The following is a 16482-nucleotide window of genomic DNA, read 5'->3' on the forward strand; positions in this document are numbered from 1 at the left end:
GTCGGATGACTCAAGATATTGAACACCAGTGGGTGCATGTGAGCTACCCCGAGTCCAGCCTGGTCACGGAGAGCTACGGCTTCGTCGGCAGTCAAGGCGTCGTCAACCTGGAGGGAGTGCTGATCCGGCCGCGCGAGGGCGGGCGCCACACCGTCTTCTTGATGATGCACCCCAGCTCCACGCTGCAACTGTTGCCGCTGCCGGGCGCCATGGCACAAGCTGGTCACTCGGTGCTGTGCATGGGAAGCCGCTATGCCAAGAACGACACCTCGCTGATCTACGAAAAAGTTGCGCTGGACCTTGGCGCCTGCGTGCGTTATGCCAAAGAGGTCATGGGCTACAAGAAGGTGATCCTGCTGGGCTGGTCCGGCGGCGGATCGCTGAGCCTGTTCTATCAGTCGCAGGCCCAGCAACCGACCATCACTCACACGCCTGCCGGCGATCCGGTTGACCTCACGGCAGCCCAGCTCTGGCCGGCCGACGGTTTGGTGCTGGAAGCAGCGCATCGTTCGCGAGCACGCTGCCTCGCCGACTGGATCGATCCTTCGGTACTCGACGAAGACGACCCCACGCGCCGCGATCCGCGTCTGGACATCTACTCGTCAATCCAACCGGTGCGCGCTCCTTACCCCGCGGACTGGCTCGCCGAGTACCGTGCGGCCCAGGTTGCCCGGATTCGACGCATCACCGTGCGCGTGCGCGAAACCCTGGACGAACTGCGCCGCGCCGGCGGGGCCGAAATGGAACGCGGCTTCGTGACCCATCGCACCATGGCCGACCCTCGCTTCCTCGATATGCGCATCGATTCCAACGATCGGGCCCCCGGTTGCTACCTGGGCGTTCCGGAAACCGTTAACAGCGGACCGGTCGGCCTGGCGCGCTTCTCGATGCTGCGCTCCTGGTTATCGCAATGGTCACTGGATGACTCGCAGGCCGATGGCGAAACCTGCGCCCGAGCGATCACTGTGCCGTTGCTGGCCATCGAGCATGGTGGCGACGACGCCGTCCCACAGCCCGACATGCGCCTGCTCTACGAGGCCTGCGCGAGCACCGACAAGCGCTTCGAGTTGCTGCCCGGTGCCAACCATTATTTCAAGGGTCAGCCGGAACACCTGAAAAAGGCTGTCGCCTTGATCGGCGGCTGGGCCGAACAGTACGAGAGGAGACTCCCATGACAACTCCACTTTCCGGTCTGCGCGTGATTGAAATGGGTACCCTGATTGCGGGTCCCTTTGCTGCCAAGACACTGGCGGATTTCGGTGCCGACGTCATCAAGATCGAACCGCCCGAAGGCGGAGATCCCTTGCGGACATGGCGCACGCCCGAGGGCGAGACCTCGGTGTGGTGGCATGTGCAGTCGCGCAACAAGCGCTCGCTGGCTCTGGACCTCAAGCACCCCGAGGGGCAAGCCCTGGTGCGTCGCCTGGCCATGGAGGCCGATGTGTTGATCGAGAATTTTCGACCAGGCACGCTGGAGGGCTGGGGGCTGGACTTCGAGACCCTCTCGCGGCTCAACCCACGCCTGATCATGCTGCGCATCTCCGGCTACGGACAGACTGGTCCGATGCGTGACCAGCCCGGCTTCGGCGTTATCGCAGAGGCGATGGGCGGCCTGCGCCACATTACCGGCGAGCCGGGCCGCGCACCGATACGGCCCGCCATCAGCATCGGTGATTCGCTGTCAGCCTTGCATGGCGTGATCGGCCTGCTGATGGCGCTCTACCACCGCGACGTTCGCGGCGGCCAGGGCCAAATGGTGGACGTCGCCCTCTACGAATCGGTGTTCAACATGATGGAGGGCGCCATTCCCGAATTCGATCGCTTCGGCATGATGAGGGAACCGGCGGGTAGCGCGTTACCTGGTGTGGCCCCCACCAATGCCTACCCCTGCGCAGACGGGCAGTTCGTGCTGATCGCCGGTAATGGCGACAGCATCTACCGCCGGCTCATGGCGCTGGTTGGACGCAATGATCTTGGCGTTGCCCCGGAACTCGCTAGCAATCCGGGACGAGTCAAGGCCATGACCGTGATCGACGAAGCCATTGCAACATGGACCCGGCAGCGTTCGCTGGTCGATGCACTGCAGGCGCTCGCAGATGCGAAGGTCCCCGCCGGCCGAGTGTTCACGGTGGCCGACATGATCGACCACCCGCAGTTCCTGGCGCGCGAAATGGTGCCTGAGGTCTCCCTCGCCGACGGGTCCACTTTGCGCGTCCCCGGCATCACCCCCAAGCTCAGTGCCACGCCGGGGCAGATCACGAGCATGGGCCCTGACCTCGGTCAGCACACCACCGAGGTCCTGCGCGCTGCAGGTGTATCGGAAGAAGACATCCACCGGCTGCGCGAGTCAGCAGTGATTGCTTAAGGAAAACAACCACATGAAGAATCTACAAATCCTGGGTATCTGCGGCAGCTTGCGGCATCAGTCCTACAACCGTAGTGGCCTGCTCGCGGCGGCAGAAAACATGCCCTCGCATATGCGAATGGTCGAAGGCAGCCTGCGGGGCATTCCTGTATATGACGGCGATGTCGAGGAGCAGGGTATTCCGGCAGAAGTCCTGCGTCTGGCCGAAGAAATCCGGTGCGCCGACGCGCTGCTGATCGCCAGCCCCGAGTACAACTTTTCGATCAGCGGCACGCTCAAGAACGCGATCGACTGGCTGTCCCGCACGACGCCCCAGCCCTTCAAGAACAAGCCTGTGGCGCTGCTGTCGGTTACCCCCGGTCCTGTCGGCGGCGCGCGGCAGCAATACGAACTGCGCAAGGTCCTGGGCTGCCTGGAAGCCATCGTGCTGCCTCGTCCGGAGATCTTCATCGGTCTTTGTGCCCAGAGGTTCGACGCCGAAGGCAGGCTCGTGGATGAAACGACCCGCGGGCTACTGGGCGCGCAAATGCACGCCTTCAACGAATGGATCACACAGGTCACCCCGCGCAATAGATAACTGCGATTACCAAAACTGCGATCCCAATAACAACAATCCGGGACAAACCATGAACACATTCAGCAAAGCTATTCGAGCAGCCCTTGGTTGCACCCTCTTGGTGGCGCTGCCGGCCATGGCAGAGGACACCATCAAAATCGGCATGATCACCGACAAGGTCGGGCCGGCGAAACCGTATGCCGAGCCGGTCTCGGCCGGCGTCACCTTCGCGGTCAAGGAACTCAACGCCAAGGGTGGCCTGCTCGGCCGCCAGATCGAACTGCTGGTGGAGGACGACCAGGGCCGTCCGGACATTTCCGCCACCGCCGCGCGCAAGCTCGTGGATGCTGGCGCGGTGTTCATCCTGTCCAATTCGCTGACTCCGGCGACGCAACAAGTGCAGACTGTGACGGTGGAAACGAAGACCCCCCAGTTGGCCCCGAGCAATAGCGGCGACACCTTGACGACCCAACTCAGCAATCCCAACTTCTGGCAAACCGGCCCGCTGGGGTCGACCCAGATCGCCACGCTGCTGTCCTATGCAGCCAACAAGAAGTACAGCAAGGTGGCCGTGGTGTCCGACAACACGGAGCTGAGCCAACTCACCACCAAGTCATTCAAGGCCAGTCTTGAGAAGGCCGGCATCCAGGTCGTCTCCGAGGAGGTGATCTCGCGCGGTACCACCACGGCCGAGCCGCAGATGCAGAAAGTGCGCGCAGCCAATCCGGAGGCCATCTTTCTCACCGGCTTCCTGACGCCTGAAAACGCCCTCATCCTGCGCGCCTATCGCCAGCTGGGCATGAAGTCCGCCTTGCTGGGTAACTTCAACTTCTCGACGCCGCAAACCGCCGCAGTGGCCAAGGGCTTGCTCGACGGGCTTGCCTTCGTAGACGCGTTTGATCCCGCCAAGCCAGAAGTCGAACGCTTCGTCGAATCGTTCAAGAAGGAAACCGGCAACGAGCCCTACAACCTCAATGGCTACGGTTACGACGGGATGATGCTGGTCGCCGACGCGATCCAGCGCGCGGGCAATACCGACAAGGAAAAAGTACGCCAGGCCATGCAGGCAACCCAGGCCTATGTCGGCGTGATGGGTGCAACCGGTACCGGCTATGGCTTTGCCGACGACAAGCGGACCGGCTTCGATCCCAATGGGATGGTTGTGCGCGTCTACACCGGCGACAAGCAGGGTCCGGTGGTTCACACCGGTACCAAGTAGGCCCCCGGGCTACAGTAAGGAATCCTATGAACGATTTTCTGGAACTGCTTGTGAGCGCAGCCGCCAGCGGCTGCATATATGGTCTGGTGGCACTGGCCTATCTGCTGATTAACCGGCCCACCGGCATCATCAATTTCGCGGTGGGTGAGTGGGCCATGGTGGCCGCCTTCGGGGCCTTCGTCGCGCTCTCGCGCATCGAGATGCCCTACCCGGTGGCCATGGTCCTGGTGCTGCTGTTGATGCTGGTGATCGGCTGGCTAACCGAACGGCTGACGGTGCGCCCCCTGGTGGAGAAAGGCGCGCCCCATGTGGCGCCCGTGCTTGCGCTGTTGGGCATGCTGGTGGTGTTTCGCGAGTCGATCTCCATCGGCTTCGGTGCCGATCCGCAACCAGTGCCGCCTGCGCTGGGCTTCGGACGATTCGAACTGGGGCTGCTCGCGGGTTCGTACCAGAGCTTCTTCATCATCGCGGCCACCGGACTGGTCTTCGTCGGCGTGTGGTACTTCTTCGAACGCACACTGACCGGCAAGTCCTTCGAGGCGGTAGCGATCGACCGCCGTGCCGCCGCGCTCATGGGCATTCGCCTCGGGCGCGTGACCGCGGCATCCTTCGCGGTGGGCGCGGCGGTTGCCGGGCTGGCTGGGATTCTGGTCGCGCCCAACATCTCGGCCCACTACATGATGGGCATGCCGCTGGCGGTCCAAGGCTTCACCGCGCTGGTGATAGGCGGCGTCGGCCGCGTCGAAGGGGCTCTGCTGGGCGGACTCGTGCTGGCTCTGGTGGAGCAATTTACGGTGCGCTACGCCCCCATCCCAGCCGGCCTGGCAATGGGTGTCCCGCTGGTCCTGCTTATCCTCTTCCTACTGGTGCGTCCCACCGGATTGCTAAAGGCCCGGGAGGCTCGCATATGAAATCCCTCGTACGCTACATCGTCGCCGCCCTCGTGCTATCTGGCCTGGCCTTTGTTCTGGGCAGCTATCAGATGGACGTGTACCGCAAGCTGCTGCTGTGGATCACGTTGGCCCTGAGCTACAACTTCCTGTTCGGCATTTGCGGTCAGGTTGCGTTCTCGCATATTGCCTTCTACGGCATCGGCGCTTACTCGGTAGTGATCTTCATCACTCAACTGGCCCTGCCCTTGCCGCTGGCTGTCATCGCCACGGTGGCAGTCTGCCTGGCGCTGGCGCTGATCGTCGCCATTCCCGCCACCCGCCTGGCCGGCTTCTACCTCTCTCTGGCCACGCTGGCCTTCGCTCAGCTATTCATCGTGGTGCTGAACGAAGGCGGAGCCGTAACCGGCGCCACTGGCGGCCTGACTAACTACAGCCTGCCAACCATCTTCGGCGCCACCGTCACCGGCCCCTGGTACACGGTGGTGATCGTATTGCTCCTGCTTGCAACCTTTGCCACGCTGTGGCGTCTCGACCGGTCCTGGTTTGGTCGTGCCTGCCGGGCAGTCCGAGACAACCCGGAAGCCGCAGTCGCCATGGGCGTGGACGTGCGCCGCACCAAGGTACTGGCCTACACCATCACCAGTGCGCTGGCCGGTGTGGCCGGGATGGTCTACGCCTTCGTGGATAACACTGTCAACCCGGCCATCTTCAGCCAGGAGGCCGTGTTCCAGTTGCTGTTCATGGTCGTCGTTGGCGGCGCCGGCCGGCCGGCCGGCGCCATCATCGGCACCACCGTGCTGTACCTGATGCCACTGCTGCTGTCGCCCCTGATCGGACATCATCATGCTCTGGTGTTCGGCCTGTTCATGGTACTCGTCGTGATCTTCCAGCCGCGTGGCCTGATCGGCATTTGGGATCGTGTCGTAGGGCAATGTCGTCAAGGGCAAGGTCGTCAAGGGCAAGTGCAACTTCGGAAGGTCCAGCCATGAGCGCCAACAACCCCCTCCTGCAGGTGCGCGGCCTAGGTCGGCGCTTCGGCGGCCTGCATGCCGTCGCCGACCTTGATCTTGACGTCTACCCGGGCGAAATCCTCGGTGTAATCGGGCCCAACGGGGCCGGCAAGAGCACCACTTTCTCAATGATCGCAGGGGCGCTAGCACCCACCAGCGGCGAGATCGTCTTTGATGGAAAGCCCATGGGCAAGGTGCCTCCGCACGGCTTTGCACCACGCGGGATTGTGCGCACCTTTCAGCATAACAAGCCCTTCGAGAGCATGTCGGTACGCGAGAACGTGATGGTGGGCATGCACAGTCGTATGCCGTCGTCGCTCTGGCAGATCCTGGCAGGGACTGGATCGTCCGCTCGTGCGGAGCGCGAAGCCGCGGCCAAGGCCGATTCCCTGATCGATTTCGTTGGCTTGTCGGAGTTTCGCGATGCTGACGTCGCCACGCTGTCTTTCGGCCAAGGCCGCCTGCTCGAGATCGCCCGTGCGCTGGCAGCGGAGCCCCGACTGATGTTGTTCGACGAGCCCGCCGCCGGACTGACCGCTCCGGAGTGCCGCCGTCTGGAGGAGATCGTGCGCACGATTGCCAAACGCGGCATCTCGGTCCTGCTGATCGAGCACGACATGCGCTTCCTGATGTCCCTGGCGGACCGCGTGGCCGTGCTGAACTTCGGGCGCAAGATCGCCGACGACACCGCAGCCGAGGTCCAGCGGCACCCGGAAGTGGTGCAGGCCTACCTGGGCAACTTAAAGGATCTGCAGAATGCTTGATATACGCAACCTCTCAGCGGGCTACGGCCACGGCCCGGTGATCGACGATCTCAGCCTCTCGATTGCGCAAGGCGAAACGGTTGCCGTGCTGGGCCCCAATGGTGCCGGGAAGTCCACGCTCGTCAACGCGCTGTCCGCAACCTTGCCGTTGCGCAAGGGCCAGGTCCTGCTCGAGGGATCTGATCTGATGGCACTCACCAGCGATGCGATTGTGCGACGCGGTCTGGTGCAAGTGCCGGAAGGGCGACGCATGTTCGCGCCGATGTCGGTGCTGGACAACCTCATGCTCGGTTCCATCACGCTACCCGGCGGCAAGCAGGCGGCCGACGAGCAGTTGCAGCGGGTCTACGAACTGTTCCCCAGGTTGGCGGAGCGCCGCCATCAGGCGGCAGGCACCCTGTCCGGGGGCGAGCAGCAGATGGTGGCCATCGGCCGCGCGCTGATGTCGAAACCGCGGCTGCTGTTACTCGACGAACCCTTCCTTGGGATCGCGCCCCGGGTGGTCGAAGAGATTCTGCAGTCGTTGGACGTGTTGCGTGGCGAGGGTCTGACCCTGTTACTGGTGGAGCAGAAGCTGGACATTGCGCTGCCCTTCACGCAACGAGCCGTTGTACTGATCAAGGGCCGCATCGCCCTGCAGCAAACCAGTGCTGAACTGGCGCGCCGCGACAACCTGGAAAGCCTTTACTTCGAGCTGGCCGACGAGGTCAAGGCCTGACGCCCGCGCATTTGACCGCGTTGTCAACCGACTCCGAATGATCCTCTGCCCCGCCGACGCCGACAGGTGTCGGACGGGCCTTTGCAACCTCCTAATGAGGAGCTGACTTCATGGAACGTCTTTATATCACCGATGTGTGCATGCGCGACGGGCTGCAGAACCAATGCGCCCAGGTGTCCACCGAGGCAAAGCTGGCGCTTGCGCAGCACCTCGTGGCAGCCGGCGTTGCCAGCGTGGAGGCGACGAGCTTTGTATCGCCCAAGGCTGTTCCCCAGATGGCCGATGCGGCCGACGTCGTTCTGGGTCTTCAGCAGCGCCTGCCGACACTCCGCACGTCGGTCCTAGTGCCGAACCTCAAGGGCCTGCAACGAGCGCTGCAGGCGGGTTGCCGGGAAGTCGCGGTCGTCCTGTCGGCGACGGAGGAAATGAATCGCCGCAACATCAACATGAGCCTGGCGCAGGCGCGCGAAGAGTCCGCGTTGGTGCTGCGCGAGGCGCGCGCGAGCGGAATCAAGACACGCGCCTATATCGCCGTCGCTTTCGACTGCCCGTTCGAGGGTGCCACGCCGCTGGACCGCGTGAAGGTACTGGCAGCCGAGATGTATGCGGCCGGTGCCGACGAGGTGGTGATCGCGGACACCATCGGGTCGGCGTTCCCTGCAGAGGTGCGTCGGCGCATGACCGAACTGGCGACTGTCGTACCGCTCGATCGGTTGTCGATTCACCTGCACGATACCCGCGGGATGGGCGTGGCCAATGCGTGGGCGGCAATCGAAGCCGGCGTGCGCCGCTTTGATGCCAGCGCCGGCGGCATTGGCGGCTGCCCGTTTGCGCCCGGCGCTGCCGGCAACCTCGCCACGGAGGATCTCGTCTTGCTGGCCGAGAACTCGGGCTTCGACACCGGCATCAACCCAGTCGCGCTGGTGAGCGCGATCGAGTTTGCCGAGTCCTTGCTAGGTCGTCCATTGGGCGGCCACTCGGCGCGCTGGCTGATCCGGCAGCGCGAGCGGGCCGCTCAAACCTCTACGGAGGGTATCGCGCGGCTTAACGTTCAAAATTCAACGAATTCTGTGAGCTCCACTTAACCCACACAGGCTTGAAAGCTCTTCAACCCCCCTAGAGAACAATAAAAAAATGAATAGGTATCTATCTCTTGCCACCGCAGGACTGGTTTTGTGCGACCTCAATTTCGCCCAGGCAGGCTTCGTCGAAGACAGCAGCGCGACCTTGGCCACCCGTAACTTTTATTTGAACCGGGACTTTCGCCAAAGTGGCGCCCCCCAGGCAAAGGCCGAGGAATGGGCCCAAGGCTTCATCGCCCAATTTCAGTCTGGCTACACCGACGGCGCCGTGGGGTTCGGCTTCGACGCCTTGGGTACGCTGGGCATAAAACTCGACTCCAGCCGAGATCGGCGTGGCACAGGCTTGCTAGCTTTCGGCCCGCAAAGCCACGAGCCAGTGGACGAATACAGCGCACTGGGCCCAACCGCAAAAATGCGCCTGTCCCAGACCCAGCTCAAAGTGGGAACCCTGATACCGACCCATCCGCTGGCCTACTACTCCGATACCCGATTGCTGCCCCAGACGTTCACTGGCGCCTACCTGACGTCGAAGGAAATCGACGATTTGACCTTCACCGCGGCGAGATTGACCGAAAGCAAGGACCGCAACTACTCGCACAGTGATGACATCAGCTTTGCCGGCCAGAGCAGCGATCATATGGACTTGCTCGGTGGTGACTATGCGTTTGGCAAAAACCTGACTCTGACTTACCACCACGGTGATCTACAGGACATCTATCGCCAGCAATTCGCCGGGCTGGTTCATGTACTGCCGCTAGCAGAGGGAGTGAGCCTGCGTTCCGACCTGCGTTATTTCGACAGCAATGACATCGGCGCCAGCAAAGCCGGAAAAATTGATAACCGCAACTTCAACGGCATGTTCACCCTGTCGGTCGGGGCGCATCGAATCGGCGCCGCATTCCAGAGTCTGTCAGGCGACAGCGCATTCCCCTACATCGACACCAGCATGCCCTATTTGGTAAACCTGGTTACCTACAACTCCTTCTCCAGGGCCAATGAAAAATCGTGGCAACTACGCCATGATTATGACTTCGCAGCCCTCGGAATTCCGGGCCTGACGCTCATGAACCGTTATGTGAAAGGCGACGACATTCGCACCAGTACGGTACGCGATGGCACTGAGTGGGAGCGCGATACCGACCTCAGCTATGTCTTCCAGAGTGGAATGCTGGAAGGCTTGAACCTACGCTGGCGCAACGTCACTTTCCGGTCCGGCAATGGCCTGACTCAGAAGATTGATGAGAATCGCCTGATCGCCGCTTATACCTGGAAACTGTGGTGAATCCGGCAAGCCAGAACCTGCGAGTTTGGGTCTTATTGTGTGGAGAACAACTATGACCCAGTCACACGCAATTGATCTCTGCGCCCTGATAGAGGGAAGCAAACTGTCGAGTTTCAACTAAGTGATCATCTGTGAGTCGGTGCGGATCACTTTCCTCGACGGCTTTGATCTGCGGATGCTCTCCCGTACCGGCGTCTGCTTGGCCGACGACATCGGTCTGGACAAACTGTAGCTGTGGGGACGGGGAGCAATGGAACAGTTCGTACTTAAGCTCAGTACTCCCCGCCCCCCACGCAGCCTGGGCGGCTTCATGAAAATACCGTTTTATGACGCCGCTCTGAAGCTGTCCGCGCAGCGACGCGAATACGAGGTGGATGATCTAGCGTTTTGGCTCCCGCCCCGGGAGTACCTGTACCCACTCGCCGCGTGCGAAAGCCTCGGTAAGGATCATGCGCGGTAACTTGACCACGCCCACACCGGCGATCGCGGCGGCACGCAGTCCCAACATGGCCCGCGTCACATAGCGGGGACGGACGTCGGTGCGGGCGCCGTCGGGGCCGTTCAGTTCCCAGCGGTGTTCATCCTGTGGCTGACCGACCCATATGACCTATGCCGTCATACCTCTCCACTAGAGCCTGGAAAAATTTCGATGGGGAGCCTCGGATCAGAAAGGACGGCGATGCTGCGTCGGTGCGTGGCAGTGTCTGGAAAAGCTGCCGACCTCTCAGCAGCGTTATTTAAATTGCCGCTTATACTGACCGTGCAGCCTGGGTTTGCTATCCCCATCCATGTCGACTTCTCTTGGAACAGTGTCGCGTTCGGAGTGACATCGTCGGGCAAGACAAAGACGTACAGGAAGACGAGAAGCGCGATGTGTCATCAGGTCGTGAAGTGTGCGCCCTTCATATCGCCCAATTGATGGTTAGTTGATCGACTAACGATCCGATTCAAGGAATGGAGAAGCAGGTTAATGAAAACCCCACTACCGAAAGCCGTTGGCTGTGCGATGTTATTGCTCACCTCATTTACATCCATCCTCACTCACGCAACGGACATCACTCCCGCCGAAACGAAAGCCATTGCCGAGGAAGGCTACATCTACGGTCTGCCCATCGTGATGAACTACGCGATCATGTACGACTACGCGGTGGACAAGAACTCCAGCCAGTTCAAGGCGCCGTTCAACCAGATCCATAGCCTGCACCACGTCGCGACCTACAAGGACACGGCCATCGTCTCGCCGAACAGCGACACGCCATATTCCATGCTCTTCATGGACCTGCGCAGTGAGCCGATCGTGCTCTCGGTACCAGCGGTCGAGAAACCGCGGTATTACACGGTGCAACTCATCGACGGCAACACTTACAACTTCGGTTACATCGGCAGCCGTACCACCGGCGATGAAGCCGGCGATTACATGGTGGTCGGCCCCGAGTGGAAAGGCGCGACTCCGCCGGGCGTCAAGAAGGTGTTTCATTCCCGCACGCAACTGCCCTTCGCGGTCTTCCGGACCCAGCTCTTCAACTCGGCGGACATGCCCAACGTCGTAAAGATCCAGTCCGGTTACAAGGCACAACCGCTATCCGCCTATCTCAAGCAACCTGCGCCACCTGCCGCGCCGCCGATTGATTTCCCGAAGATCGACAACGACCTGGTCAAGACCGACTTCTTCAAATACCTCGGCTTTGCCTTGCAGTTCGACCCAGCCGCACCGAATGAAGTGGCGATCCGCGAGAAACTTGCCCGAATCGGCGTAGGGAAGGATTTTAACTTCCAGGCTCTATCGCCCGAGCAGAAGTCCGCCATCGTTCAGGGCATGCAGGCTGGGCATGCGAAGGTCGAGGATGGGATCAAGAATCTCGGCACGAAGATCAACGGCTGGAACATTGCCGGTGCCGGTGGCAACAGTGCCTTTTATAACGGTGACTGGCTCAAGCGCGCTGCCGTCGCGCAAGCGGGCATCTACGCCAACGATGCCGATGAGGCCACGTATCCGATAACCAGTACCTTACCCAATGGCGAGCGACTCGACGGCAGCAAGCACAAGTACACGATCACCTTTCCTGCCGGGCAACTCCCGCCAGTCAATGCCTTCTGGTCGGTGACGATGTACGACGGCAAGTCGCAACTGTTGATCAAGAACCCGATCAATCGCTACCTCATCAACGCGCCGATGTTACCCGATATGAAAAAGAACGCCGACGGCTCGCTGACGCTGTACATCCAGAAGGATTCACCCGGCGCAGACAAGGAAAGCAACTGGCTGCCCGCACCAAATGATCTGATCTACATGGTGATGCGCCTGTATTGGCCGAAGACGGAAACGCCTTCCATCCTGCCTCCTGGCAAAGGGACATGGAGTCCACCGCAGATCGTCAAAGTTACATGACGCGCTGACAACTGTATCCAGCGGACGGCCTTGGTGAGCCGCCGCTGGCCAGGGCATCAGATTTGTTACAGCTATTCAAAGACTGGCCAATAAGCGCACTAGGAATCGGTGATAGCCAAGCTTTAAATCGCGTCAACTTCACCCCTGGGTTTCTTACGTCCGCGACCGTCTACTGGGTCGTTTTCTGCCTCTCGCGATGGGCAGAAACCGGCCAAAAACAGCCCGTCAGAGATACCTATGAGACCAGGACCGATTCAGAAGTCGCTCTGATGGCGATTCAATATTATGATCGAAAGACCAGTGAGACTTGTACGATCGTGGCAGACCAGGAGTCAGAGCGGTTTACCTAGGCCTTGAGAGCGCTTGCAAGGTCGCTCTTCACCCTCGCGTCAATATTGAGAGTGTTCATGCAAATTATGCGATCGGCGGCGACTCCTGCAGCACAGTAACGATCGAGGGAAGGAAACATGGATGGTAATGGGATAATGGTCAACAAGATTGGCAAAGGACGGTCTTTTGCCAAACGAATCTACCTGCCACGCCTTATTGGCCTGGCGATTGGCATGCTGAGCGTATTGGCCGCCATTGCGCCGCTGGGCCTGCCGGGATGGGTGTGGGTACTGTTGTTTTTCAACGGCTTGGTTTGGCCGCATCTGGCCTATCAATTGGCCACCCGCGCTAGTGAGCCGTATCAGGCGGAGCGGCGCAACTTACTCTTCGACTCAGTGATGGGCGGGTTCTGGACCGCGACTATGCAGTTCAATCCGTTGCCTGCCGTGACCATCCTTTCGATGATGACGATGAACAACGTCGCTGCAGGCGGCCAGCGTTTATTCGTGCATGGCGCACTGGCCCAGACTGTCGGAATTCTGCTTGCGATAACACTGTTCGGCCCGCAGGTACAACTTACTGTAACCGACGTACAGATCTACGCCTGCTTGCCGATGCTGACGCTCTATCCACTAGCGCTGGGCTGGGTCTGTTATCGCCTGGCCATTAAGCTCGCCGACCACAAGCGCCGTCTTAGCGCCCTGAGCTGTACCGACAGTCTCACCGGCCTGCTCAATCATGGGGCGTGGAAGGATTTGCTTCACCTGCAGTTTTTCACCTGCCGGCAGGAGGGCTTCGAAACGGTGATCGCGATCATTGATGTCGATCACTTCAAACAGATCAACGACACTTACGGCCACCTCGTTGGCGACAGCGTGCTACGCCAGCTGAGCGCCGAACTGAAGAAAAACCTTCGTCAAGGTGACCTGGCCGGTCGCTATGGTGGAGACGAGTTCTGTGTGATCCTGCCCAACAGCCTGGTGAGCCAGGCCGTCGAAATTATGGAGCGACTGCGAAGGGCAATGGGCAACTACCGCAATGAGCAACTACCTGAGCTGCGAGTCAGCCTGAGTATCGGTTTGGCATCGTGCGGCAGTGCAATGACCGACGCCGCAGACTGGCTCAGCGAAGCCGACAAGGCGCTGTATGCGGCCAAGAATAGCGGGCGCGACAAGGTCCATTTTACCTTAGGCGACATCGTCAACGCACCTTGAATCACAGTGGATACGCTAGACACCTTGTAAATCAATTTTTTACAGCAACTAGATAGTTTCGTCGTGGAAACTACTGGGATAGTGCCCCGATGGAGCGCGTGTTTCGCAGCTTGAAACTGAATGGACCAGCACACGCTGTAGTGACGACCGGCAGAGAACGGCCAGAAGCTGACTGTCGATTTCGTCTCAGAAGCATGCATGTGCATAGCATTTGACCAACCGCTTAATAGGGTTAAAGTCTAAGTGAAAGATCGACCCCGTCAGTCTTTGATCCGCAATGGCGATCGCCACGCAGGTTCCTCAATGGCAGGTACAGAAACGGAATATTGCTCATGACCAAATACCTTCGAATGATGGCAATGATTTCAATCTTCGCGTTCACGTCGGGCTGCCAGATGGATCAACCAACTTCCGCCTCAGAAGTGAAGGCTGCTAACGCAGAAATGAACCGCGACGCGAACGCGGCGTTACAGAGTTTGTATGCCAAGACGCCGCAAGCGCGCGCCCTCGCGCAGCGAGCCAAGGGTATTCTCGTTTTCCCTGAGGTGCTGAAAGCGGGCCTCATTGCCGGCGCACAGCGTGGCGAAGGTGAATTGATTGAGAACGGAAAAGTCACGGGGTACTACTCGACCACAGCAGCCTCTTACGGCCTTCAGGCGGGCGTGCAGAAGTTTGGTTACGTGATGTTCTTCATGACCTATTCAGCGATGAACGATCTGAAAAAAGCGAATGGATTTGAGGTCGGTGTGGGCCCAAGCATCGTGGTCGTAGATTCAGGCATGGCCAAGTCGTTGACTACTTCAACGGCTCAGTCCGATGTCTATGCGTTCATCTTTGATCAAAAGGGCTTAATGGCCGGGCTGGGATTGCAGGGTTCAAAAATCACCAAGCTGAATCGCTGAGGCCGTCTGCATGTGCCTTCAGGTAAATAAGCCGGCGACGGCTAGCGAGCGGCGGCCTGACGCGGGACAAACGGTGCCCGATACATGGCAGGGCAAACAATAACTTGCATGTCCTGCGTACCGGAGGGGGTTCAGTTGAACTAATACCCCCTGTTTGGGCGCGGAGGGCAGCAATGGGTCGGTTGCTGCTCTTCGCAACAGGCACAGCCAAAAGCGGTCGGTCACGCCCCATCATTTTTTGAAGCCTGCCAGCTCATCCTCTGCAAAGGTATAGTTGTTCCATCGACGGTGGATCACAGCCTGATTGATCCAAGCATTCCCGGACAGCCACTCATGGATCGAAATAATGCTTTCTCAGCGACGGACTGGGTTCTGCGAAATGCCGAACCTGGGCGAATAGAACGAATCGAGGCCTGGTTCGGGGGGCATGGATACGACCCGCATCGCCATGACACCTACTCCATCGGCCGGACTCTGTCGGGCGTGCAGAGCTTCCATTACAAGAGGGCTTTGCGCCACGGTATACCGGGGAATACCCTGGTATTGCATCCAGACGAACTGCATGACGGTATGGCCGGGACCGAGGCGGGCTTCCGTTACCGTATGGCCTATGTGGACCCCGCCATGATTCAGCAAGTTCTTGGCGGAGAGTCACTGCCCTATGTTGCTGGTGGTCTGTCCAATGACTCGCGCCTATATAACGCCAGCCAACCTTTCGTGCAGGCAATGGATCATCCGCTCGACCCACTGGAGGAGCAGGACGCCTTGTTTGACCTTGCAATGGCGCTGCGAGCGGTCGCAGGCAAGCCGCGCGGGCGCAAGAACCCGGACTACCAGGCTGCCAGGCGGGCAAGAGAGTTCATCATGGCCAATCTTCATGGGGGGATTACCCTGCAGATGCTCGAGCATGCCTGCGGGCAGGAGCGTTGGAGCCTGTCACGTGACTTCAGAGCGTTATTTGGCACCAGCCCATATCGCTTTGTAACGTTGCGCCGTCTGGACCTGTTTCGCGCCCTGATCCTTGATCGCTTCACACTCGTAGATGCGGCACTAGCAGCGGGTTTCCACGACCAGAGCCATATGACCCGACATTTCACCGCCTGTTTCGGAGTGCCCCCAATGCGCTGGCTTGAGCGTATTCGAGTCCAGCGTCTACTTGCAGGATCGTACAAGCCTGAACAACCGCTCCTCCGTTAGGGTAACGGCTCCTGCTTAATGGAGACCCACCATGCAATACCTTCACGAGAAACCGAGCGCGCACGCCATCAACCTGGCCCAAAAGGCTTCGCTCATCGATCAGCAATGGAGCCCACGCGTGGTTGCCGAGATGAACGACTACCAGTTCAAGGTCGTACGCATCGAGGGCGAGTTCATTTGGCACACACACCCGGAAACCGACGAAGCATTTTTTGTGTTAGAGGGAAAGCTGCGTGTTGATCTACCGCATGGCAGCGTATATGTCGCCCCAGGCGAGTTGTATGTGGTGCCACGAGGCGTAGAGCACAGAACTGCCTCGGAGGGCGAAGCCAGGCTGATGATGATCGAACCTCGCGGGATACTGAATACCGGCCAGGAAGGTGGCGAGCGCACGGCAAACAACGACGTCTGGATCTAAACCAGGGCGCCGTCCAAACCTGTTGGACGGCGCTGACTGTTCAGATTTTCAATCCTGCGACAGGCCCCTTCCGGCCAGAAGCTGCCATTCACCGCTATACCATTGCTTTAAATATGCCATTGCCTCACTCACTGGGATTTCTA

15 protein-coding genes are annotated in these 16482 nt (G+C 59.9%); all 15 read left to right on the plus strand.

Annotated elements, in window-relative coordinates; translation table 11 throughout:
- Positions 1-5 precede the first annotated feature (5 nt).
- The 15 genes from QMK58_RS16065 to QMK58_RS16135 all read left to right on the plus strand — a co-directional run bounded on the left by QMK58_RS16065 (position 6) and on the right by QMK58_RS16135 (position 16339).
- Complete coding sequence (locus tag QMK58_RS16065) at positions 6-1175, plus strand: alpha/beta hydrolase family protein (RefSeq protein WP_053159296.1); 1170 nt, start codon at positions 6-8, stop codon at positions 1173-1175.
- Complete coding sequence (locus QMK58_RS16070) at positions 1172-2365, plus strand: CaiB/BaiF CoA transferase family protein (RefSeq protein ID WP_053159295.1); 1194 nt, start codon at positions 1172-1174, stop codon at positions 2363-2365. Before QMK58_RS16065 ends, QMK58_RS16070 begins: the two co-directional genes overlap by 4 nt.
- 13 nt (positions 2366-2378) lie before the next feature.
- Entirely contained in the window at positions 2379-2942 is a 564-nt protein-coding gene (locus QMK58_RS16075) for an NADPH-dependent FMN reductase (RefSeq protein WP_053159293.1), read from the plus strand.
- A gap of 49 nt (positions 2943-2991) precedes the next feature.
- Entirely contained in the window at positions 2992-4140 is a 1149-nt protein-coding gene (locus tag QMK58_RS16080; protein WP_053159291.1) for an ABC transporter substrate-binding protein, read from the plus strand.
- A 26-nt stretch (positions 4141-4166) separates the two neighbouring features.
- Positions 4167-5051, plus strand: coding sequence for a branched-chain amino acid ABC transporter permease (locus QMK58_RS16085; RefSeq protein WP_053159289.1), 885 nt, complete (start codon positions 4167-4169; stop codon positions 5049-5051).
- The gene (locus QMK58_RS16090) at positions 5048-6022 is read left to right on the plus strand and encodes a branched-chain amino acid ABC transporter permease (protein ID WP_053159286.1); all 975 of its coding nucleotides are present in this window, start codon (positions 5048-5050) and stop codon (positions 6020-6022) included. The genes QMK58_RS16085 and QMK58_RS16090 overlap by 4 nt, the downstream gene beginning before the upstream one ends.
- Positions 6019-6807 carry an ABC transporter ATP-binding protein gene (locus tag QMK58_RS16095; protein ID WP_320395022.1) on the plus strand — a complete coding sequence of 263 codons (789 nt, stop codon included), beginning with the start codon at positions 6019-6021 and terminating at the stop codon, positions 6805-6807. Before QMK58_RS16090 ends, QMK58_RS16095 begins: the two co-directional genes overlap by 4 nt.
- Entirely contained in the window at positions 6800-7525 is a 726-nt protein-coding gene (locus tag QMK58_RS16100; protein ID WP_053159282.1) for an ABC transporter ATP-binding protein, read from the plus strand. Before QMK58_RS16095 ends, QMK58_RS16100 begins: the two co-directional genes overlap by 8 nt.
- Before the next feature lie 110 nt (positions 7526-7635).
- A complete protein-coding gene (locus QMK58_RS16105) occupies positions 7636-8610 on the plus strand; it encodes a hydroxymethylglutaryl-CoA lyase (RefSeq protein WP_320395023.1) in 975 nt (324 codons plus the stop codon).
- A 49-nt stretch (positions 8611-8659) separates the two neighbouring features.
- The gene (locus tag QMK58_RS16110; RefSeq protein ID WP_053159278.1) at positions 8660-9889 is read left to right on the plus strand and encodes an OprD family porin; all 1230 of its coding nucleotides are present in this window, start codon (positions 8660-8662) and stop codon (positions 9887-9889) included.
- 970 nt (positions 9890-10859) lie between these two features.
- A complete protein-coding gene (locus QMK58_RS16115) occupies positions 10860-12278 on the plus strand; it encodes a DUF1254 domain-containing protein (protein ID WP_053159272.1) in 1419 nt (472 codons plus the stop codon).
- A 485-nt stretch (positions 12279-12763) separates the two neighbouring features.
- Positions 12764-13822, plus strand: coding sequence for a diguanylate cyclase (locus QMK58_RS16120; RefSeq protein WP_053159270.1), 1059 nt, complete (start codon positions 12764-12766; stop codon positions 13820-13822).
- A 332-nt stretch (positions 13823-14154) separates the two neighbouring features.
- The gene (locus QMK58_RS16125; protein ID WP_053159268.1) at positions 14155-14724 is read left to right on the plus strand and encodes a YSC84-related protein; all 570 of its coding nucleotides are present in this window, start codon (positions 14155-14157) and stop codon (positions 14722-14724) included.
- A gap of 333 nt (positions 14725-15057) precedes the next feature.
- Entirely contained in the window at positions 15058-15921 is an 864-nt protein-coding gene (locus QMK58_RS16130) for an AraC family transcriptional regulator (RefSeq protein ID WP_320395024.1), read from the plus strand.
- Between the two features lie 31 nt (positions 15922-15952).
- On the plus strand, positions 15953-16339 hold the full coding sequence (locus QMK58_RS16135; protein WP_053159264.1) for a cupin domain-containing protein: 387 nt from the start codon (positions 15953-15955) through the stop codon (positions 16337-16339).
- The last annotated feature ends 143 nt before the right edge of the window (positions 16340-16482 follow it).

Origin of the sequence: Pseudomonas sp. P8_241 (genome assembly GCF_034008315.1) — a bacterium.
GTDB lineage: Bacteria > Pseudomonadota > Gammaproteobacteria > Pseudomonadales > Pseudomonadaceae > Aquipseudomonas.